Genomic DNA, 19,708 nt, shown 5'->3' on the forward strand with positions numbered 1-19,708 from the left:
GCCTCCCTCGTGCCGGTCACGGCGGGCCCGCGGTGGGGAACTCCTGCACGCCGACGACGCGCAGCAGGTCCAGGCGCTCGCGGGTCTCGGTGTCGGCGGGGGTGAGGACCAGGAGCTGCTGGCGCTGGTCGGGGGTGACGAGGGTTTCGCAGTCCATGAGGAGCGGGCCGACCTGGGGGTGCAGCATGGTCTTGCGGTCGGCGCGGCGGACCGCCACCTCGTGCTCGGCCCACAGCCGCCGGAAGTCGGCGCTCGCGGCGTTCAGCCGTTCGACGAGCCGGGTGACCGTGGGGTCGCCGGAGCGGCGTCCGGCCGTGGCGCGCAGGTCGGCCACGAACTGGCGGGCGCGGTGTTCGTGCTCCTCGGGCGGGGCGACGGCACGGGCCTGAGGGTCGGTGAACCAGCGGTAGACGATGTAGCGCCGGTCGCCGGTGAAGCGGGTGAGGTCACCGCTCAGCAGCAGCGCCGCCCGGTTCTGCGCGAGGACCTCGCCCAGGTCGGACAGGACCAGGGCCGGGACGTCCCCGAGCAGGTCCAACATGCGGATCAGCCCGGCACGGGCGAGGCTCGCCACCCCGTCGGCGGGCGGGGGTCGGTGACCGGCCAGGTGGAACAGGTGGTCCCGCTCGTCGTCGGACAGCCGCAGCGCCCTCGCCAGCGAGCCGAGCAACTGCGGTGAGGGCTGGCTGCTGCGGCCCTGCTCCAGGCGTACGACGTAGTCCACCGACACCCCGGCGAGCATCGCCACCTCCTCGCGGCGCAGTCCGCTGGTGCGGCGGCGCGGGCCGTCGACGATGCCGACCTCGGCCGGGCGGATCGCCTCGCGGCGGCGGCGCAGGAAGTCGGCGAGCTGGTCACGCTGCATACCCCATCGTCCCCCGCCGCGGCGGGGCCATCCAGGGAGCGGCGCTCCCTGGACAAACCCTCCTCTCCCGCGAGCCGTGGCGCGCGCCCATCGTGGGTGGCGAACCCACGAGTCAGCGAAAGAGGAGAACCTGATGCGGATGCGTTCACTGGGCGGCCACGGCCCCGCCGTCTCCGCCCTCGGCCTGGGCGCCATGGGCATGTCGGGCGCGTACGGGGCGGCCGACCGCGCCGAGAGCGTCGCCACCGTGCACGCCGCGCTGGACGCCGGGGTCACGCTGTTCGACACCGGCGACTTCTACGGCATGGGCCACAACGAGCTGCTGCTCGCGGAGGCGCTGCGCGGCCGGGACCGCGACAGCTACCAGCTCAGCGTCAAGTTCGGCATGTTGCGCGGGCCCGGCCCCCAGTTCGGCGGGGTGGACGGCCGTCCCGAGGCGGTGAAGAACTTCCTGGCCTACTCACTGACCCGGCTCGGCACCGACCACGTCGACGTCTACCGGCCCGCGCGGCTCGACCCCGCGGTGCCGATCGAGGAGACGGTCGGCGCGGTCAAGGAGATGATCGACGCCGGGTACGTGCGCCACCTCGGGCTCTCCGAGGTCGACGCGGCGACGGTCCGCCGGGCGCACGCCGTGCATCCGGTGGCGGACCTCCAGATCGAGTACTCGCTGATCTCCCGCGCCGTGGAGGCGGAGGTGCTGCCCACGCTCCGCGAGCTGGGCATCGGCCTGACCGCGTACGGCGTCCTGAGCCGGGGTCTGATCTCCGGGCACTGGTCGGCCGGGCGCGGCGCCGGCGCGGGTGACGCCCGCGCGATGAGCCCACGGTTCACCGCCGGGAACGTGGAGCACAACCTCGGCCTGGTGGAGGCGCTGCGCCGGGTCGCCGACGCCAAGGGGTGCACCGTCGCCCAGCTCGCCATCGCCTGGGTCGCCGGGCGGGGCGAGGACGTCGTGCCGCTGGTCGGCGCCCGGACCCGGGAGCGGCTGGCGGAGGCGCTGCCCGCGCTGGAGCTGGACCTCGGCGCGGACGACCTCGTGGAGATCGAGAAGGCGGTCCCGCCGGGCGCGGCGCGCGGCGACCGCTACCCGTCGGCGTTCATGTCCCAGCTCGGGGTGGGGAACTAGCGGACCGTCACGGACAGTTCACGGCCTCCCGTAGACCGTCCACAGCCTGCCCGCGAAGAACCGGCCGAAGCGGTCCAGTGCCGCCCTGGCGCGTGGTCCGGTGGTGCGGAACGTCGTGAGCTGGTGGAGGAAGTCGAGGGGACGGATGCCCAGGCGGCCCGCGCCGACGACGGCCTCCGGGCCGTCTTCCGCGCAGGCGCCGTCCAGCAGCCGGAACGGCAGGGTCGTCGTCTCCGACCAGAGCCGCAGCGGTGTGCCGCCCGTGAGGTCCTTGCTGCCGGTGAGGACGCGCGGGCGGTCCTCGGCGTCCGTGAAGCGCAGGAGGTACGTCAGCGTCCGGCCGTCCTGCGTGTCGTCGTCCGCCGGGAACATCCGGAGCAGGCCGTGCAGCACCGGCCGCCGTCCGCCGCAGCTCGGCGCGTCGAGCCAGCCGTCGACGCGGGCCTGGTGCTCGGGCGCGTCCAGGAAGGCGTCGATGTCGTCGAGCGTGACCGTCAGCCGCACCGAGAACGGCTCGCGCGGCGCGCCGACCGCCCGTGGATCACGCGCCCCGGGGACGAGGAAGCCCCGCATCCGCTCCGTGAAGACCAGCGACGTGCGGTCCGGGTAGGCGGGGGCGGGGCGCGGGACGCGGGTCGGGCGCCGCGCGGAGCGGTTCTCCAGCAGCCGGGTGGACAGCCGGTCGGCGAGCGCGGCGATCGTCAGCGACGGGTTGGTGCCGACCGGGCCCGGCATCGCCGCGCCGTCCGCGACGTACAGCCCGGGGTGGCCGTACACCTCGCCGTACGGGTCGCAGACGCCGTCCTCGGGGCGCGCGGCCATGGGCGCGCCGCCGACCGGGTGGACGGACACGACCCGCTTGCCGTACCAGAGGGGGTTGTCGACGTAGGCCGCCCCGAGTTCGTCCGCCAGGCGCCGCATGGTGGCGCGCAGCCGCTCGAAGTAGGCGGCGCTGGTGGCCGTGGACCAGTCGGCGTCGAGTCGGCCGTCACGCAGCCGGAGCACGCCGTCGGGGATGTCCCGGCCCATCCCGAGCAGGGGGACGGAGGTGCTGGAGAGGACGCCCGCGCCGAGCAGTTCGGACAGCGGGCGGGACAGGTGCGGGTCCGGGGTGCCGCTCGCGCGGGCGACGATCCGGCCGAGCGCGAAGCGGGCGCTCCGGGAGAGCTGCCGCGGGACGTCGGCGCCCTCGGCGAGCCAGCTGATGAAGCCGGGGTAGCCGCCGTCCTGGACGTACCCGCCGCGGCCGGTGTGTTCGGGGCCGTCGAGCGCGTCGGGCAGCCGGACCGAGGCCGTGATCACCGGTCCGCGGCTGGGCTCCAGGGGCCGTGGGCGGTCGCCGTGTCCGGCGCGGACCAGGATGGCGAGCAGGTCGCCGTTGCTGGCGAACCGGGTGCCGAGGGCCGGGCTGAGGCCGGGCAGGTGGTCGCGGGAGCGCAGCAGCAGGTACGTGGTGCCGTAGGTGCCCGCCGCGAGCACCAGCCGGTCGCAGCCGAGGGAGCGCACCTTGTGGCCCGGCGCGCGGTGGCTCACGTAGTCCACGGCGTAGCCGCCGCGCGGGAGGGGGCGTACGGCCCGCACCTCGTGGTGGGTGCGCAGGTCGGCGCCGTGGTGGCGGGCGGCGGACAGGTAGGTGTGGTCGAGGCTGTTCTTGGCGCCCTCGTTGCAGCCGAGGTTGCACTCCCCGCACAGGCGGCAGGTGGTGCGGCGGACGCCGTGCAGGTTGCCGTAGGCGGGGTCGGCGAGCGGCACGCCGGGTTCCGGTGCGGCGCCCGGCCGCGGCGCGAAGCTGACGGCGAGGGGCGGGAGCTGGACGTCGAGGCCGAGCGCGGTGGCCGCCTCGCGCAGCGCGTGGGTCTTGGGGGTGTCGGTGTAGGGGGCGTGGTCGAGCGGGTAGGGCGTGGCGGCGAGCATCCGCTCGACCTCGTCGTAGTGGGGGTCGAGGTCGGCGCGGGTCAGGGGCCAGGACTCGTGGCCGCCGCCGGGCAGCGGCTGCGCCTCGACGAACCAGCGCTCGTCCTTGCGCAGCAGCACGTTGGCGTAGACGAGGGAGCCGCCGCCGAGGCCGCTGGCGACCACGGAGTCGAAGCGGCGGAAGCTGCGCACGTCGAACAGTCCGCGCAGGCCCGCCCGCGGGTCCCAGAAGGCGCGGCCCAGTTCGGCCGGGGTGCGGGGGAAGGTGCCGGGCGGGTAGGCCCGGCCGCGTTCCAGCAGGACCACCGACAGGCCCGCCTCGGCCAGCCGGTAGGCGGTGACGGAGCCGCCGAATCCGGAGCCGACGATGACGACGTCGACGTGCTCGGCGGGCTCGGGGTGCTCGGCGGGCAGGGCGGGGCCCGGGTGCTCCGCCATGTCACACCGCCCGTCGCTTCAGGAAGTCGAGGACGGTCGGGAAGACCTCCCGGTGGGCGTCCTTGCCGATGAGGGCGTCCAGGTAGCCGTAGCCGGGGGCGACGAACAGCTCGTACCGGGTGGGGTCCTGGGCGCGGCGGGTGAGTTCCCGGTGGCAGTGCACGGCGGAGTCGCCGAAGACGTGGTTGCGGTCGCCGGTCATGAACAGCACCGCCGTGTCGGCCCGTTCGGCGGCGTCCGCCAGGTAGTCGTCGGGGAGGCGGGCGTGCCGGGGCTCGGTGGGGTCGTACTTCACCGCGTGGCCCGCCCGGACGATCGCGCGGATGTGCCGGAAGTAGTCGAGGCCGCAGGGGCCGAGGAGGTCGGCGATGCGGTCGTGGGTGACCGGGTCGAGCTTGTCGTGGCTGTAGAGCGCGGGCCAGCCGGTGCCCCACATGAAGCTCACCATGTGGCAGGCGGGGTTGTCGCACTCCTGGTGCGCCAGCGACACCAGGCGGCTGAGCAACCAGCCGCGGGTGAACCGGGACTGGCGGCTGGCGCGTGGGTCGATGGCCGACACCCCGAGCAGGTGCTCGGCCAGGTGCGGGGCGTACCGGGCCTTGAGGCGGGACCAGGCCGGTACCCGCATGGTCAGTCCGACGGCGTTGGCGACGACGCTCGTGACATCCCGTACGACGCCGCCGAAGACGCTCATCAGCAGGGTCATGGAGCCCAGGCAGTGCGCGACGACGTGCACCCGCCGGTCACCGACGTGGCGGCGCAGTTCGGCCAGGGCGGCCGGGTAGTCGTACAGCGCCACGTCGTCCAGGGTGTGGGCGTGCGGTTCCGTGTTGTAGGGGAAGCGGTTGCTCATCCGCGTGTCGAGGGTCCACACGTCACCGAAGCCGTGGTCCAGCAGGCAGGTCGCCAGGTTGCGGTGCTCGGGCATGATGAACAGGTCGCTGGAGGCCGTCAGGCCGTGCAGCAGGACGACGACGTCGTCGCAGTCGTGCCGTCTGAACCGGGTCAGGTTCAGGCCGAGTCCGTCCTCGGTGGTGAACGGGTGCGACGTGACATCGGCGTCCGGCACACCCGCGAGGGTGTACCGGGGGATGCTGCGTTCCATGCTCGGGTCCCCCGACCTCATCGACCATTTCCAGCCGTGCCGGGGCGACGTTACGGACCGGGCGGGCGGCGGGTCGTCCCCTGCTCGGTGGAGATCGCACGACGACCACCGTGGTACGGGGGTCAACCACGGCGGTACGTCAGCCGTCGCCGGTGCCCGGGGTGACGAGGCCGGTCTCGTACGCCACCACGACGGCCTGTGCCCTGCTGCCCAGGTCCAGCTTGGTCATGGTGCGGTTGAGGTGCGTCTTGACGGTCGCCTCGCTGATGAAGAGCTGGTCGGCGATCTCCGGGTTGGACATGCCGCGGGCCGTCAGCTTCAGCACCTCGACCTCGCGGCTGGTCAGGGCGTCCAGGCTGGCGGGCCGGTGCGAGCGTGGCTCGGCCCGCCGGGCGAACGTCTCGATCAGGCGGCGCGTGACGCTGGGCGCGAAGAGCGTGTCGCCGCCCGCGACGGCGGTGACGGCGGCGAGCAGCCGTTCGGGGCCCGCGTCCTTGAGGAGGAACCCCGACGCCCCGGCGCGCAGCGACCCGTAGACGTACTCGTCGAGGTCGAAGGTGGTCAGCACGAGGATGCGGGGCGCGGGTGCCGGTGCCTCGGCCATGATCCGTTCGATGGCGGTGACGCCGGTCATGCCGGGCATCCGGATGTCCATGAGGATCACGTCGGGCCGGGTCTCGGCGGCGCGGGCGATGGCCTCCTCGCCGTCGCCCGCCTCCGCGACCACCTCGAAGCCGGGCGCGGCGCGCAGCAGCGCGACGAGACCGGCGCGGATGAGGAACTGGTCGTCGACGACGAGCACCCTGATCATCGTCAGGTGTCTTCCCCCCGCTGCCGCGTCGACTGCGCCGAGGTGGGCAGTGTGAGGCGCACCGCGAATCCCCCTTCGCTCCGCGGGCCGATGCTGATCGTGCCACCGTAGAGCTTGGCCCGCTCACGCATCCCAATCAAGCCATGGCCCCCGGCGGGGCGCACGTTGTCCGGAATCACCCCCTCTCCGTCATCGGTGACGGTGACGGTCAGCTCCCGGGCCGTGTAGTGGAGTTCGACGGTCGTGTCCGCGTGCCGGGCGTGTTTCAGTACGTTGGTCAGGGCCTCCTGCACCACGCGGTAGGCGCACAGTTCGACGCCGGGCGGGAGCGGTCGCGGGGTGCCCCGCACGGTGAGGTGGACCCGCGCTCCCCCGGCCCGGACGCGTTCGACCATCTCGGCCAGCCGGTCGAGGCCGGGCATCGGGGCGGAGGGTTCGCCGTCGGTGTCGTCGGCGCGCAGCACCTGGAGCATCCGGCGGAGTTCCTCGAGGGCCTCGCCGCTGGTGGCCGCGATCGTGTCGAGGGCGCCGCGCGCCGTGGGCGGGTCGGTGGCGAAGACGAACCGGGCGAGGCCCGTCTGCACGGAGATCACCGACATGTGGTGGGCGACCACGTCGTGCAGTTCGCGGGCGATCCGGCCGCGCTCCTCGGCCACCTCGCGCCGCGCGCGGTCGGCCTGTTCCTCGCGCAGCCGCCGGGTGAGGTCGGCGGCGCGGCGGGCGGTGAAGCCGAACCGCCACAGCACGGCGGGCCAGACGATCGCCTGCCCGATGACGGAGGGGAGCGTGTCGGCCCCGGACAGCACCCCGGCGTACACCCAGGTCGCGCCCAGCAGGACGGCGCAGGCGACGGAGACGCGGGTGGCGCGCAGGGAGGCCACCGTGTAGACGGCGAGCATGGGGCCGAGGGAGTTCACCACGGGCCAGTAGCCCGCCGTGACGTAGACGACCCAGACTCCGTGGACGAAGAGGCAGACGGCGACCGGGGCCCTGCCGCGGAACGCCACGGCCGAGTTGGCCAGTACGACCAACACGTAGGCGAACAGGCCCAGTTCCCGGTGTCCCTGCTGCTCGGCCTCCATCCCGAGGAGCACGGCGACACCGGTCTGCGCCACAGCGATCAGGACGTCGACGGCGAACGGGGGGATCCGCACCGGCGCAGCGTATCCCCGGGTCGGACGGTCGTCGTCAAACGGGTGCGGTAGGCGATCACGTACCGCGGAAGTCGTAGCCCGTGCCCCGCTACCACGCTGGTTGTGCGCCAAGGTCATCCCCACACCGGACGACACCCGTCCGGGTCCTCCGTAACGTCTGTCAGGCAGCACCACGGCGGCCGGACCGACGTCCCGCGCCGCCGCGCGCGCCGACCGCGGCCCGGACGGGGGGTCACGGGGGACCGGTCCGCGGTCGGCAACGAAGTCGGCGTCCGGAGCGGACGCCGGGCGGATGACCCCCGCGTGGTACCACTGGTACCGTGGGGGCATGTCCGACCCCAAGGCGATGAATCTGCGCTTCCCCGACCCCGCGCAGCGGGCGGCCATCGCGGCGGCCGCGAAGCAGGCGGGGGTGAGTATGCAGGAGTACATCCTGTCCGCCGCCTACGACCGCGCCACCGCGGTGGAGCGGCGGTTCCTGGAGGGCTTCCGGGCGTCCATGGACCGCAGCGGCGCGGCCTTCGCGGCGGAGCCCAGCGCCGTCGACCCGGGCGCCGAGCAGCGGGCGGCCGAGCAGGAGGCGCGGCGGGAGCTGGAGCGGCGGGAGCGAGGGCACGCCGCGTGACCCAGCCGGAACCACCGCACCCGCTCGACGTCACGTTCCTGCTGCACGCCGCCGAACTGCTCGACGGCGACCCCCAGGTCGACGACTACGGCCCGCTGTACGCCGCCGTCGCCCGGGTCAACGCCCGCGCGCTGGAGCGTGACATCTACGGCTCCCCGTACCTCAGGGCCGCCGCGCTGCTCCAGACGCTGGTGCGGCTGCCGTGCCTGGAGCACTCCAACGAGGCGTTCGCCTGGCACGCCACCGAGGGCTACCTCGTCCTCAACGGGCACCGGCTCGACTACCCGCCCAAGGCGGCCGTCGCCCTCGTCCGCGACGCGGCCTCCGGCGCGCTCGGCGTCGCCCGGATCGCCCGCCAACTGCGCGACTGGGCCACCACCGGCTGAACCACGGCACGGCTACGCGGATCGGGTGAGGCTGTCCGGGCCCGCCGCCCCGGCCCGTCGTGGCGGCACCTGACCGGCGCGGCTCCGGTGTTCTGCTGTCCGGTGCGGTCGCGCTCCGCGACCGGGACGGACGGCCGGAAGGGACACGGGACACCATGGCGACGCAGCACCAACTGGACGAGTCGAAGGTCGAGGCCTTCATGGAGAAGGCGCTCGGGGACGTCAGCGGCACGATGGCCGTCGGCCTGTGCCACGTGGGCGACCGGCTCGGCCTGTTCCGCGACCTCGCCGAGCACGGCCCCGCGGGCAGCGCGGACCTGGCGGACCGGCTGGACCTGAACGAGCGCTACGTCCGCGAGTGGCTGCGCGGCCTCACCGCCGCGGGCTACCTGGAGGAACCGGAGCCCGGACGGTTCGCCCTGCCGCCCGAGCACGCGCCCGCGCTGGCCGAGGAGTCGGGGCCGATGTTCCTCGGCGGCGTGTACCAGATGCTGCCCGCGGCCCTGGCGCCGTACGAGCGGCTGGTCGAGGCGTTCCGCAGCGGTGGCGGGGTGCGGCAGGGCGACTACCCGGACCTGCTGTGGGACGGCATGAGCCGGTTCACCGGCGCCTGGTTCGAGAGCGTGATGGTGGAGGACTGGCTGAGCACCTTCCCGCACGTCGTCGAGAAGCTGGAGCGGGGTGTCGACGTCGCGGACGTCGGCTGCGGCGCGGGCCGGGCCCTGACCGTGCTGGCCAAGGCCTTCCCCCGCTCCCGCTTCACCGGCTTCGACAACTTCCCCGCCCAGGTGGAGCGGGCCCGCGCGCACGCGGAGCGGTCCGGTGTCGCCGACCGCGTCACCTTCGCCACGGTGGACGCCGTGCGGGGCCTGCCCGGCCGCTACGACCTGATCACCACGTTCGACGTCATCCACGACGCGGCCGACCCCAAGGGGCTGTTGGCCGCCATCAGGGCCGCGGTCAAGGACGACGGCGACTACCTGATGCTGGAGATCAACTGCCAGGACCGCCCGCAGGACAACGTGGGCCCCGTCGCGTCGATGCTCTACGGGTTCAGCGTCTTCTACTGCATGACCACGTCCCTCGCCAACGGCGGCGCCGCCCTCGGCACCTGCGGGATGCCCGAGGCGGTCGTACGCGACCTGACGGCGGAGGCCGGTTTCCGCGAGGTGGTCCGCTCCACGGCGGACGACCCCTTCAACGTCCTCTACGACATCAGGCCGTAGGGTCCTCTCCCCCGCCGCTCCCCCCTGCCCTGCCAGGGGGTGCCGACCACCCAGGCGGCCTCGGCGACGGCACCGGCACCGCCGCCGGGTGAGCTGACCGTCGCCTGGACCGTGCCCGTCAGCCTGGCCTCCGCCCGCGACCGGACCACCCAGTTCAGCCAGGAGACGTCCGGGTCCGGGGAGCCCGCGGTCAGCCGCTGGTGGGCGATGGCCTGTGCCGCGAAGCTGCTCATGCCGCGGACTGTAGCGAGCCCTCGGGTCATGTGCTGACGTGTGTTCACCAGGTACGAGTCAGCTGTTCCGTTTGTCCGTACTATCGCTACACTGCGGCACCCCCTCGCAGCACGCGCGCACCAACGGCAGTCGGCCGGGAAGGACAGCCACATGTCCGACAGCACCACAGCCAACAGTGACCTGGCATCGCAGTACGCCGCTCAGGTGACCGGCGACCTCGAACGCAACATCAAGGAACAGGAACGTATCAGCGCGGAGATCGCCGCTCTCCAGGAGCAGTTGCTCGGCCTCCAGCAGGACCACGCGGTCCTGGTGAACATGCAGCAGGCGCTCGGCATCCCCCGGACGGCCGCCGAACCCACGTCCGCGCAGCCCGCGCCCGCGGAGGCAGCGCCCGCGGAGGCAGCGCCCACGGAAGCCACGGAAGCCACGCCCGCCGTGCCCGCGCCCCGGCGCCGGAAGTCCGCCGCGTCCGGCAAGGGCAAGGCGCGGACGGCGAAGGCCAGCGGTGCGTCCAAGCGCCGTGCCAAGGCAGCCGCCGCCCCGGCCGAGGTGACCGAGCAGGCCAAGCAGCCCACCCTGATCGACCTCGTCCGCGACCACCTCACCCAGCAGACCGAACCGCGCTCGGCCGCGGAGGTCACCGCCGCGCTCCGCGAGGCGCAGCCCGAGCGGAAGCTCAAGACCACCGTCGTGCGCGGCACCCTGGAGACCCTCGTCGCCAAGAGCCAGGCCCAGCGCAGCACCCAGGGCCGGTCCGTGTTCTACACCGCCGTCACGGAGGACGAAGCCGCCACCCCGGCGGCGGAGGAGACCGGCACCGACGGGTGACCCGAGGCGGTCTCCCCGCACACCCCCTCAGCGCACCAGGAGGTCGACCACTCCGGTCAGGTCCTCCGCGCCGCCGCCCTCCGCCAGTCGGCGGCGCATCAACGCGAAGTACGGCGCGAGCAGTTCGGGGCTGACCCCCTGCTGCTCCGCGGTGCTCAGGAAGGTCGGGGTGCCCGCCACCTGCATGGCGAGCGGGGAGACCACGCCCTGGGTGTAGTCGCCGCTGCTGAGCTGCCGCGCCGTCTGGTGGACCGCCGGTGCCATCGCCACCAGCCAGTCGGCGAGCAGCGGCGCGAACGCGACGGGGTCGATGTCCTCGCGGCGGATCAGGGCGAAGGCGTGCGCGGCTCCGGCGAACATGCCGTACATGGCGCTGAGCAGGGCCACGTCGTGCAGGGCGGCGAAGCCCGGGTCCGTGCCGACGTAGGTGGTGGCGGCGGGCACGGCCAGCGTCTCGCGGTGCCGCTGGAACACGTCGTCCGAGCCGCTGTAGAACACATAGGCGCCGGAGCCCGGGTCCCCGACCATGGGTGGTACGGCCATGATCCCGCCGTCCAGGTAGCGGGCGCCGCGCTCGCGGGCCCACTCCGCGCGGGCGCGGGCCTGTGCGGGGGTGCTGGTCGTCAGGTTGACCAGGTCCCGGCCCGTCAGGTCGGCGCCGTCAAGCGCCTCGGCCACGGAGTCGTCGTCCAGCAGGCACAGGACGACCAGCGGGTTCGCGGCGACCGCCGCGGCGGCGCTGTCCGCGGCCCGGGCGCCCTCGGCGAGAAGGGGCGTGGTGCGGGCCGGGGTGCGGTTCCACACGGTGAGCGGGTGCCCGGCGGCGAGCCAGGCGCGGGCCAGCGCGCCGCCCATCGAGCCGAGGCCGAGCAGGGTGACGGGGGTCTTCGTGCCGGTGTGCGGTGTCTCAACTGCGGTGTCTGCCATGCCGATTAGGCTGGTCACCAGCCCGGAGGTGATCAAGTACGCACTTCGGAGTGGGTGCTTACCCCGGGGTGAGCGAGCAGGTCAGGGAGGCGGGTCATGACGACACTGAACCGGCCGGGGGCGCCGGACGGGCACATGTGCGGGATCGACGTCGCGATGGAGGTGATCGGCGGCAAGTGGAAGGTGCTGATCCTGTGGGCGCTGCACGAGCACCCCAGCCGCCGCTTCGGTGAGCTGCGCCGACTGGTGCCGGGGATCACCGAGAAGGTGCTCGCCTCGCACCTGCGGGAGCTGGAGGCGGACGGTGTCGTACGCCGCGACTCCTACGACGAGGTGCCGCCACGGGTCGAGTACGCGCTGACCGAGCAGGGCGTACGCCTCAACGCGGCGCTGGGGCCGCTGGCGGACTGGGGGCGGGAGCGGGCGGTCGCCCAGCGGACCCGGTAGAGGTGTCCTCACCTGGTCGGCGCGATGCCTCCTCGTGTTCGGGAACGACGGCTACTATGCGCTTTCGAGCGCGAGTGGCAGGTCGGGGGAGGAACGTTTGTTCAGCAGTGTCCGCAGGGGTGTGTCCGCGATGTCGGCCACCGGGGGCGGCCAGTCGCGGCTGGGCGGGCTGCCGGGCGGTGTCCGGCTGTACCGGCTGCGCCCGGACGGCTCCGTCGTCCTCGCCGACCGTGACGGCGCCCGCGACCTCGGGCCCGAGCGGGACCTCCTGCGGTTCATCGACGACGGGCAGTTCGCCCACTACCTCGTCGGCGACGCGGCCACGTCCCCGGAGCGGCCCTCCAACGCCACCGTGAAACTCGGCATCGTCGGCCCGCGCAGCGCCTTCACCCCGCACGCGCACGGCGGCGAGCACTTCGTCCTCAGCCTCGGGTACGCCTCCTGCGGGCTGTACGACAGCGAGCGCGGCCGGGTCACCGAGGTGCCGCTCACCCCCGGTGAGCTGATCCGCATCCCGGAGATGATGCCGCACTCCTTCGCCAACCGGGACACCTCCCCGCTGACGATCCTCGCCGCCAACACCGGCTACGGCATCGACCACGAGGACTACGCCATCACCGCCCCCGAGGCCGACCGCAGGGCCGCCGCCGAGGCGGGCGAGGGCGGTGGCACCGCGCCCACCGGCACCCGCGCCCGCACCGACTACCTCGCCCTCGCCGCCGCCCTGCGGGACATCGAGCGGGTCCAGCGGGTGCGCGGGCCGGGTGTCACCACGGCGCGGGAGCGGCTGGCGGCCCGGCTGCGGCGGCTCGCGCACGGATGGGAGGACCGCCGGTGATCTGTCCGCACTGCGAGCAGTCCCTGCTGCGCCGGGAGCGCCCCGGCAACGTCTGCGGCAAGTGCGGGCGCCGCTACGCCCTGGACCCGAAGACCAACCCGATGAAGCTCAACGACCTGCGGGTCCGCCGGGTCGCCGCCAAGGTCACCCAGGACGGCCAGGTGCCCTGCACCGTGGGCCAGTTGTGGTACGCCCTGTCCCGCAGGTCGCTCCGGGACACCCAGGTCGACCTGGGCTGCGCCGGTGCGCTGACGGTGGCCGGGCTCATCGTCACGTTCGTCGGGCTGGCCACCGCTGCGGTCGTCGCGGTCGTCGGCGGACTGCTGCTGGCCGGGGCCCTCGGCTTCGTCGCCGCCGAGGTCATGGGCGTGGGCCGGGGCCGCCCCCGGCTCGACCGCGACTCCTTCCGCACCGGCCCGATGGCGGACTGGCGGCACGTGTACGGCGCACTGCCGCCCGGGGTGCTCGACGACGGCCGCTACCCGTCCCCGCCCGCTGGCCAGCCGGAGTCGGCCGGCGCCGACACGCCGGGCGGGCCGCTGCTCGTCTGCCCGGACCGGTCCGTCGCCGTCTTCCTCGACGCCATGGGCCTGCCCGCCCGGTACGGCCTCACCCTGGTCGCCGCCCCCGACACCCTCGTCTCACGCACCCCGGCGCCCGTGCTGGTCCTGCACGACGCCGACGCCCGTGGCCTGGGCCTCGTCCACCGGGTCCGCGCCGCGCGTCCGGGGCGGCCCGTCTTCGACCTCGGGCTGCCGCTCGACGCCGTGTACGGCAAGGCCAACGCCGTGCCCGTGCGCGGCGAGCCGCCGACCGCGAGCGCCATGGAACCGCTGGAGCGCAGCGGGGAGTTCGGCGCCGACCAGCTCAGGTGGCTCCGCCAGGGCTGGGGGTTCCCGCTGGTCGCGGTCGCGCCCGCCAAGCTGCTGGACGCCGTCACCCGAGCCGTCGAGCGGGTCGGCGCCCTGACCGACCCGGAGCGGCGGCGGGCGGCCTCCGTGGGCTTCCTGACCTGGCCCGACGGAGGCACCACGTGAACTGCCCGCACTGCCAGGCCGCCCTGCTGCGCAGGGAACGCACCGGAAGCGTCTGCTCCAAGTGCGGGCGGCCCTTCGCCCTCGACCCCCGGCTGCACGGCCGTGGGATGCACGACACCCGCGTCCGGCGCATCGCCGAGAAGGCCACCGACGCGGGCCGCCGAAAGATCACCCTCACCCAGCTCGGCTACCTGGTCCGCACCTCCAACCCGACCTGGGCGGCGTCCCCGGAGAGCGGGCGCCCGCCGTGGATCGGACGCTCCGTGGCGGCGGTCCTCGTCGTCGCCCTGGTGGTGCTGGGCGTCCTGGTGCGCGACAGTCCCCACGCCCTGCTCATCTGGTGGGCGGGCGCGGGCGTGGCCGCCGTCGGGTACGCGGTGGCGAGGGGCAAGCGCTACCAGCCCGCACGCCGCGCGGGCGGCCACGTGGTGCCGTCCCCCGAGCACTTCCGGACGATCATGCGCGGGCGCTGGACGCAGGTGTACGAGGGCCTGCCGCCCGGCGTGGTCGACGACCTGGCGTACCGCGAGCCGCGCGACGGCGGTGGGCCGACCCGGCGCAGCACGGCGTCGGTCGCGCTGCTCTGCCCGGACCCCGCCGTGCGGGTCTTCCTGTCCGCCAACGACGTGCCGCGGCGGCTGAACCTGAGGCTCGCCGCCGAGCGGTCCGACCTGCCCGGCGACGGGCCCGTGGTGGTCCTCCACGACGCGAGCGCGCGCGGCTACCAGCTCGTCGCCGACGTCCGGGCCGACCGGCCCGGCCAGGTGGTCGTGGACGCGGGGCTGCCGGTGCGGGCCGCCCTGCTCAACGCCCACGCCGTCACGCTGTACGAGGAGCCGCCCGCGCGCCTGCGGTCGGAGCCGTCCGAGTGGCCGGACTGGCTGCGGCGCATGGCGGTCCTCGCGCCCGCGGAGGCCGAGTGGCTGACGCAGGGGCGGACCAGTCCCCTCGCCGCCGTTCCCCCGGCCCTGCTGGAGTCGGCGGTGGAGCGGGCCGTGGCGGAGGCCCGCGCCGCGCGCGACCCGGAGCGCCGCAAGGCCGCCGCGGTCGGGTTCATGAGCTGGCCGCGGACGGGAGGTGAGTGACGTGCCGACCTCCACGTCAGGCCCGCTCGGACCGCCGTCCGTGCGGCCCGTCACCCGGCTGCTGCTCGCCCGCGCGATCACCGTCGCCGCGCGGCGCGCCGCCGAGCCGGGCGGAATCCGGTTCACCGAGCGGCAGTTGTACTACGAGACCTGCCGCGTCCTGCGGCCCACGCCCCCGGTGCTGCGCCGCGTCGCGTACAGCCCCGCCCCACCGCTGCGGCTGTCCCGGTTCACGGAGGTGCTGCGCGGCCTCGACCCCGACGGGCTGCTGCCCCTGCCGCCCGGCCCCGCGCCCACGGTGGGCGGGCCACCGCGGGAGCCGGACCTGCACGCTTACGGGCTGCCCCGGCTGCTGGTCTGCCAGGACCGGGCCATCGCCCACATGCTGCTGGCCAACCACGTCCACCTGGAGGCGGCGTGCCCCGTCCTGAGCGCCGCGGACGACCTGCCGCTCGGGCCCGACACGGTGGCCGCCCTGGAGCGGGCCGGGGGCACCACGGTGCACGTCCTGCACGACGCCAGCCCCGCCGGGGTCGCCCTGCCCGGCCGGGTGCGCGAGGAACTCGGGCCGGTGCCCGGCGTACGGGTGGCCTCCCTCGGTCTGGTGCCCCGGCACGTCCAGGCGCTGCGGCTGGTGTCCGGGCGCGCGCCGGGACCGCTGCCGCCGTCGGGGCCCTGGCCGCCGGGGCTGCGGCCCGCGGAGGTCGAGTGGCTCGCCGCGGGCCGGTTCACCGAGGTGGCCGCGCTGCCGCCCGCCCGGCTGCTGCGCGCCGTACTGCGGCTCACCCGTGGCCCCCGGCCGCCCCGCCAGTCGGTCTGGAGCGACCTGCGCGGGCTGCGCACCGCGGGCTTCATGACCTGGCCCGACGCATGATCCGGCCGCGGCCCGCGGTCCCCGTATCCGAGTTGTGCCGACCCAAGGACCGAAGAGGATGATCCGCCCCCGAGAAATCGGCTACACGGACGAGCTGCTCGCCGACGGCAGCGTCCACCGCGCCTACGAGGACGGTCGGCAGGAGTGGCGCCGCCGCGACCCGGACGGCGTGGTGCGCTGGCACGACGACGCGGACGGCTCCGGCACCGACGAACTGCTGGGCGCCCGCACCATCAAACGCGTCCTCGCCGACGGCACCGTGACCTACGGGCGGGACATCGGCTACGGACGGACGCTGTGGGGCAACGGCGACACGATGATGGTCAACCGGACCTCGTTCGGCGGCCGGATGGGCGCGATCCTCGTGGGCCTCGGCGTGACGGGACTCGCGGTCACCGCCTCCCAGCTTCCGCCGCTCTCCCTCACCCCCGAGGAGGAAGAGGAGCTGCGGCAGCAGGCGCAGGCGACGTCGTCCTCCGGGGGCGGCGACTCCGGCTCCGCCGACGCCGACTGGGACGGCGGGGACTGGGGGAACGACGACGGGGGCGGCTGGAGCGACGACGACTTCGGCTGAGCCTCCCGGAGTCGCCCCTCCCCCCGCTACAGGAAAGGACGCTGTGATGGCGCGCTTCTGCGTCTGCGCCGCCGCGGAACCCGGCGACCCGGGTGCCCCCGACGCGCACCTGGCCCAGATGGGCGCCCGGGTCGTCGCACCGGGCCTTGGCCTCGTACCGGAGGAACCCGGCGCCGCCGAGGGCCCGTTCGAGGTGGCCGGGATGCGGGCCGTCGGCGAGGTCACGCTGCACAACCGCGCCGCACTGCGCGCCGCGCTCACCGCCGCCGGTGCGCCCGCCCCGCCCGGCTGCCGGGACGGGGAGCTGCTGCTGCGCTGCTGGGCGCGGCTCGGTACGGACGGCGTCGCGCTGGCGGAGGGCATGTTCGCGCTGGCCGTCCTGGACGGCGCCTACCTGGTGCTGATCCGCGACCACGTCGGCGCCCGCACCCTGTTCCACGCCCGCGCGGACGGTGCCTGGGCCGCCGCCACGTCGCTGCGCGCCCTGCGCCGCTGGCCCGCCCTCGGCACGCGCGTGAACCTGTCGGCCGTACGCTCCTTCCTCACGTTCGCCTATCTGCCGGGCGACGAGACGCTGCTGGAGGGCGTGCGTGAGGTGCTGCCCGGCCGGGTGCTGCGGCTGGCGGCGGACGGCAGTGTGACGGAGACGGTGTACTGGGAGCCGTCCGAACGCCTCGACGGGGCGTCCGACGCGGAGCCCGACGGGTACGTCCTCGGGCTGCGCGCGCTGCTGGAGGAGGCCACCGCGCGGCGGCTGCCGGAGGCCGACGCGGTCGCGGTGCTGCTGTCGGGCGGGATCGACAGCTCGCTCGTCACCGCGCTCGCCGCGAAGCTGCACGGCCACCCCGTGCACACCTACTCCATCAGCTTCGGCGACGAACTCCCCAACGAGCTGGGCTACTCCGGGCTCGTCGCCGCCCACTGCCACACCCGGCACCGGGTGCTCACGGTCTCCGGTACGGCCGTCGCGGCGCGGCTCGCCGACACGGCTGCCCTGCTCGACAGCCCCGTGGGCGACCCGCTGACGGTGCCCAACCTGCTGCTGGCGGAGGCGGTCGCCGGGGACGGGCTGACGACGGTCCTGAACGGCGAGGGCGGGGACCCGGTGTTCGGCGGGCCGAAGAACCTCCCCATGCTGGTGCAGGAGATGCACGCCGGGTCGGCTGGCGCGGCCGGGGCGCCCTGGTACGAGGACCGGGCCAGCGCCTACCTGCGGTCGTACCGCAAGTGCTGGACCGACCTGCCGCGACTACTGACGCCGGACGCGCTCGACGCGCTGGCGTCCGCCCCGGCGCCGCAGCGCTTCGTGGCGCCGTACCTGACGGGCCCGGACCGGATGCCGCACCTCCTCAACCAGCTCCTCCACTGCAACCTGCGCACCAAGGGCGCCCACCACATCCTCACCAAGGTGGAGCGGCTGACCGCCTCGCAGGGCCTGGAGGGCCGGGCCCCGCTGTTCGACCGGGGGGTCGTCGACCACGCCTTCGCGGTGCCGCCGACGCTGAAACTGCGGGGCACGGTGGAGAAGTGGGTGCTGAAGGAGGCCGTACGGGACCTGCTGCCCGCGACCGTGGTGGACCGGCCCAAGAGCGGGATGCGCGTGCCGGTGCAGCAGTGGCTCGGCGGGCCGCTGCGCGAGCTGGCCGGTGACCTGCTGCTCGGCCGGGCCGCCCGGCAGCGCGGGCTGTTCCGGCCCGACACCGTACGGACCTGGATGCGCGGCGAGGGCACACTGCTGCCCCGGCAGGGCGGCAAGCTGTGGCTGCTGCTCACCCTGGAGCTGTGGCTCAGGGCGTACGACCTGTGAACCCGACCCCGCACGGCGACCTGGAGGCACCCGCACCGTGAAGACCACCCTCGTCAACCCCCGTACCGGCGCCGTGCGTGGCGCCGCGCCCGTCGCCCGGGAGGGCGAGGTGCGCGCCGCCGTCGGCGCGGCCCGCGCGGCGGCGCCCGGCTGGGGCGGGCTCACCCCCGGGGAGCGGGCGCGGCGGCTGGAGCGGCTGGCCGCGCTGGTGACGGAGCACGCCGCCGCCTACCGGGCGCGGGAGACGGCCGGGACCGGCAAGCCCGACGGTGAGACGGCGGGCGAGGTGGAGCAGGTCGCGGACCTCTTCCGGTTCTACGCCGGTGCCGTGCGCGCCCGGTCGGCACCGGCCGCCGGACGGCTCGTCGACGGCCACGAGAGCTGGGTGCGGTGGGAGCCGTTGGGTGTCGTCGGGGTCGTGGTGCCGTGGAACTACCCGCTGATGATGGCCGCGTGGCGGTGCGCGCCCGCGCTGGCCGCCGGGAACACGGTGGTGGCCAAGCCCGCCGAGACCACCCCCGACACCCTGCAACTCCTCGCCGAGCACGCCGCCGAGGCGCTCGGCTCCGACGTCCTCACCGCCCTGCCCGGCGACCGGGAGACCGGTCGGCTGCTGGTCGGGGCCGACGTCGACATGGTCGCGTTCACCGGCAGCGCGGCGGCCGGGGCGGACGTGGCGGCACGGGCCGCGGGGCGCCGGGTCAGCCTGGAACTCGGCGGCAACTCCCCCGCGCTGGTGCTGCCCGACGCGCCCGACGACACCTTCACCCAGCTCGTCCGCGCCTGCGTCTACAACGCCGGTCAGAGCTGCGCCGCCCCCGCCCGGGTCATCACCCTGACCGACAACTACGAGACGACGGTGGCGCACCTGGCCGCCGCGGCCCGGGAGTGCCTGGCGGGACGGGACTTCGGGCCCCTCAACAACCCCGACCAACTGGCCCGTTACGACGACATCGTCGCGCGGTCGGCGGCGGGGCGGCACCTCGTGGCGGACCTCGCCCTGGGAACCGGTGAGGAGGACGGCTACTGGCGTCCCGCGCGGATCCTGGCCGACCTGCCGGACGACGATCCCGCGGTCGTGGAGGAGGTCTTCGGCCCGCTGCTCACCGTCCAGCGGGCGGCGGACCTGGACACCGCCGTGGCCCTGGCCAACGGCGTTCCGCAGGCGCTGGCGGCGAGCGTGTGGACCCGTGACCTGACCACCGGCCTGGACCTCGCCGGGCGGCTGGACGCGGGGGAAGCCTGGCTCAACTGCCACCTCGTGCAGACGGCCGAACTCCCGCACGGCGGCCGCGGCGCCTCCGGCCACGGCACCGACCTGAGCACGCTGGCCCTGCACGAGTACCAGCGCCCCAAGACGGTCACCGCGCGCCTGGTCCGGGGGCTCGTCTGAGACGCGCG

At 74.8% G+C, this 19,708-nt stretch carries 19 protein-coding genes and 1 pseudogene; 13 read left to right on the forward strand and 7 right to left on the reverse strand.

Going from position 1 to position 19,708, the window contains the following annotated elements; genetic code table 11:
• Positions 1-16: 16 nt before the first annotated feature.
• A complete protein-coding gene (locus ACFQZ6_RS00675; protein ID WP_381604353.1) occupies positions 17-865 on the reverse strand; it encodes a helix-turn-helix transcriptional regulator in 849 nt (282 codons plus the stop codon).
• A 133-nt stretch (positions 866-998) separates the two neighbouring features.
• Here ACFQZ6_RS00675 and ACFQZ6_RS00680 point away from each other — a divergent pair, with 133 nt between their 5' ends.
• On the forward strand, positions 999-1,994 hold the full coding sequence (locus ACFQZ6_RS00680) for an aldo/keto reductase (RefSeq protein ID WP_381604354.1): 996 nt from the start codon (positions 999-1,001) through the stop codon (positions 1,992-1,994).
• An 18-nt stretch (positions 1,995-2,012) separates the two neighbouring features.
• Here the strand turns inward: ACFQZ6_RS00680 and ACFQZ6_RS00685 are convergent, their stop codons facing one another.
• The 4 genes from ACFQZ6_RS00685 to ACFQZ6_RS00700 all read right to left on the reverse strand — a co-directional run bounded on the left by ACFQZ6_RS00685 (position 2,013) and on the right by ACFQZ6_RS00700 (position 7,416).
• Positions 2,013-4,346: an FAD-dependent oxidoreductase gene (locus tag ACFQZ6_RS00685; RefSeq protein WP_381604355.1), complete on the reverse strand. Its 2,334-nt coding sequence runs from the start codon at positions 4,344-4,346 to the stop codon at positions 2,013-2,015.
• Between the two features lies 1 nt (position 4,347).
• Positions 4,348-5,451, reverse strand: coding sequence for an alpha/beta fold hydrolase (locus tag ACFQZ6_RS00690; protein WP_381604356.1), 1,104 nt, complete (start codon positions 5,449-5,451; stop codon positions 4,348-4,350).
• Positions 5,452-5,590: 139 nt separating this feature from the next.
• A complete protein-coding gene (locus ACFQZ6_RS00695; protein ID WP_381604357.1) occupies positions 5,591-6,262 on the reverse strand; it encodes a response regulator in 672 nt (223 codons plus the stop codon).
• A 2-nt stretch (positions 6,263-6,264) separates the two neighbouring features.
• Positions 6,265-7,416, reverse strand: a complete 1,152-nt coding sequence (locus ACFQZ6_RS00700) for a sensor histidine kinase (protein WP_381604358.1) — start codon at positions 7,414-7,416, stop codon at positions 6,265-6,267.
• 328 nt (positions 7,417-7,744) lie between these two features.
• Between ACFQZ6_RS00700 and ACFQZ6_RS00705 the strand changes: the two genes are divergently transcribed.
• The 3 genes from ACFQZ6_RS00705 to ACFQZ6_RS00715 all read left to right on the forward strand — a co-directional run bounded on the left by ACFQZ6_RS00705 (position 7,745) and on the right by ACFQZ6_RS00715 (position 9,653).
• Entirely contained in the window at positions 7,745-8,041 is a 297-nt protein-coding gene (locus tag ACFQZ6_RS00705) for a type II toxin -antitoxin system TacA 1-like antitoxin (RefSeq protein WP_381604359.1), read from the forward strand.
• Positions 8,038-8,427 (forward strand): fic family toxin-antitoxin system, toxin component, encoded by a 390-nt coding sequence (locus tag ACFQZ6_RS00710; protein WP_381604360.1) that lies wholly within the window; start codon positions 8,038-8,040, stop codon positions 8,425-8,427. The genes ACFQZ6_RS00705 and ACFQZ6_RS00710 overlap by 4 nt, the downstream gene beginning before the upstream one ends.
• Positions 8,428-8,582: 155 nt before the next feature.
• The gene (locus ACFQZ6_RS00715; protein ID WP_381604361.1) at positions 8,583-9,653 is read left to right on the forward strand and encodes a methyltransferase; all 1,071 of its coding nucleotides are present in this window, start codon (positions 8,583-8,585) and stop codon (positions 9,651-9,653) included.
• 20 nt (positions 9,654-9,673) lie between these two features.
• On the opposite strand, the pseudogene ACFQZ6_RS00720 reads toward ACFQZ6_RS00715, so the two are convergent.
• Positions 9,674-9,856: pseudogene (locus ACFQZ6_RS00720) on the reverse strand (GNAT family N-acetyltransferase); the annotation flags it as partial.
• A gap of 181 nt (positions 9,857-10,037) precedes the next feature.
• On the opposite strand from ACFQZ6_RS00720, the gene ACFQZ6_RS00725 reads away from it, so the two are divergent.
• A complete protein-coding gene (locus ACFQZ6_RS00725; RefSeq protein ID WP_381604362.1) occupies positions 10,038-10,718 on the forward strand; it encodes a hypothetical protein in 681 nt (226 codons plus the stop codon).
• Between the two features lie 27 nt (positions 10,719-10,745).
• Here the strand turns inward: ACFQZ6_RS00725 and ACFQZ6_RS00730 are convergent, their stop codons facing one another.
• Positions 10,746-11,645 (reverse strand): NAD(P)-dependent oxidoreductase, encoded by a 900-nt coding sequence (locus ACFQZ6_RS00730; protein ID WP_381604363.1) that lies wholly within the window; start codon positions 11,643-11,645, stop codon positions 10,746-10,748.
• A 96-nt stretch (positions 11,646-11,741) separates the two neighbouring features.
• On the opposite strand from ACFQZ6_RS00730, the gene ACFQZ6_RS00735 reads away from it, so the two are divergent.
• The 8 genes from ACFQZ6_RS00735 (at position 11,742) to ACFQZ6_RS00770 (ending at position 19,700) form a co-directional block, all read left to right on the forward strand.
• Positions 11,742-12,092 (forward strand): winged helix-turn-helix transcriptional regulator, encoded by a 351-nt coding sequence (locus ACFQZ6_RS00735; protein ID WP_381604364.1) that lies wholly within the window; start codon positions 11,742-11,744, stop codon positions 12,090-12,092.
• 130 nt (positions 12,093-12,222) lie between these two features.
• The gene (locus tag ACFQZ6_RS00740) at positions 12,223-12,930 is read left to right on the forward strand and encodes a cupin domain-containing protein (protein WP_381604365.1); all 708 of its coding nucleotides are present in this window, start codon (positions 12,223-12,225) and stop codon (positions 12,928-12,930) included.
• A complete protein-coding gene (locus ACFQZ6_RS00745) occupies positions 12,927-13,967 on the forward strand; it encodes a hypothetical protein (RefSeq protein ID WP_381604366.1) in 1,041 nt (346 codons plus the stop codon). Before ACFQZ6_RS00740 ends, ACFQZ6_RS00745 begins: the two co-directional genes overlap by 4 nt.
• Positions 13,964-15,052, forward strand: coding sequence for a hypothetical protein (locus ACFQZ6_RS00750; protein ID WP_381604367.1), 1,089 nt, complete (start codon positions 13,964-13,966; stop codon positions 15,050-15,052). The genes ACFQZ6_RS00745 and ACFQZ6_RS00750 overlap by 4 nt, the downstream gene beginning before the upstream one ends.
• 1 nt (position 15,053) lies before the next feature.
• A complete protein-coding gene (locus tag ACFQZ6_RS00755; RefSeq protein ID WP_381604368.1) occupies positions 15,054-15,926 on the forward strand; it encodes a hypothetical protein in 873 nt (290 codons plus the stop codon).
• A gap of 58 nt (positions 15,927-15,984) precedes the next feature.
• Complete coding sequence (locus ACFQZ6_RS00760; protein WP_381604369.1) at positions 15,985-16,500, forward strand: hypothetical protein; 516 nt, start codon at positions 15,985-15,987, stop codon at positions 16,498-16,500.
• Positions 16,501-16,546: 46 nt separating this feature from the next.
• Positions 16,547-18,307: an asparagine synthetase B family protein gene (locus ACFQZ6_RS00765; protein WP_381604370.1), complete on the forward strand. Its 1,761-nt coding sequence runs from the start codon at positions 16,547-16,549 to the stop codon at positions 18,305-18,307.
• Positions 18,308-18,344: 37 nt separating this feature from the next.
• Positions 18,345-19,700, forward strand: coding sequence for an aldehyde dehydrogenase family protein (locus ACFQZ6_RS00770; RefSeq protein WP_381604371.1), 1,356 nt, complete (start codon positions 18,345-18,347; stop codon positions 19,698-19,700).
• Positions 19,701-19,708: the final 8 nt, after the last annotated feature.

Source organism: Streptomyces flavalbus, from assembly GCF_042674625.1.
GTDB lineage: Bacteria > Actinomycetota > Actinomycetes > Streptomycetales > Streptomycetaceae > Streptomyces > Streptomyces flavalbus.

What these genes read in the sequence shown, in the direction of transcription:
- ACFQZ6_RS00675 (WP_381604353.1), bottom strand. Translation starts at nt 865, where the DNA reads ATGCAGCGTGACCAGCTCGCCGACTTCCTGCGCCGCCGCCGCGAGGCG.
- ACFQZ6_RS00680 (WP_381604354.1), top strand. Translation starts at nt 999, where the DNA reads ATGCGGATGCGTTCACTGGGCGGCCACGGCCCCGCCGTCTCCGCCCTC.
- ACFQZ6_RS00685 (WP_381604355.1), bottom strand. Translation starts at nt 4,346, where the DNA reads ATGGCGGAGCACCCGGGCCCCGCCCTGCCCGCCGAGCACCCCGAGCCC.
- ACFQZ6_RS00690 (WP_381604356.1), bottom strand. Translation starts at nt 5,451, where the DNA reads ATGGAACGCAGCATCCCCCGGTACACCCTCGCGGGTGTGCCGGACGCC.
- ACFQZ6_RS00695 (WP_381604357.1), bottom strand. Translation starts at nt 6,262, where the DNA reads ATGATCAGGGTGCTCGTCGTCGACGACCAGTTCCTCATCCGCGCCGGT.
- ACFQZ6_RS00705 (WP_381604359.1), top strand. Translation starts at nt 7,745, where the DNA reads ATGTCCGACCCCAAGGCGATGAATCTGCGCTTCCCCGACCCCGCGCAG.
- ACFQZ6_RS00715 (WP_381604361.1), top strand. Translation starts at nt 8,583, where the DNA reads ATGGCGACGCAGCACCAACTGGACGAGTCGAAGGTCGAGGCCTTCATG.
- ACFQZ6_RS00725 (WP_381604362.1), top strand. Translation starts at nt 10,038, where the DNA reads ATGTCCGACAGCACCACAGCCAACAGTGACCTGGCATCGCAGTACGCC.
- ACFQZ6_RS00730 (WP_381604363.1), bottom strand. Translation starts at nt 11,645, where the DNA reads ATGGCAGACACCGCAGTTGAGACACCGCACACCGGCACGAAGACCCCC.
- ACFQZ6_RS00735 (WP_381604364.1), top strand. Translation starts at nt 11,742, where the DNA reads ATGACGACACTGAACCGGCCGGGGGCGCCGGACGGGCACATGTGCGGG.
- ACFQZ6_RS00740 (WP_381604365.1), top strand. Translation starts at nt 12,223, where the DNA reads ATGTCGGCCACCGGGGGCGGCCAGTCGCGGCTGGGCGGGCTGCCGGGC.
- ACFQZ6_RS00760 (WP_381604369.1), top strand. Translation starts at nt 15,985, where the DNA reads ATGATCCGCCCCCGAGAAATCGGCTACACGGACGAGCTGCTCGCCGAC.
- ACFQZ6_RS00765 (WP_381604370.1), top strand. Translation starts at nt 16,547, where the DNA reads ATGGCGCGCTTCTGCGTCTGCGCCGCCGCGGAACCCGGCGACCCGGGT.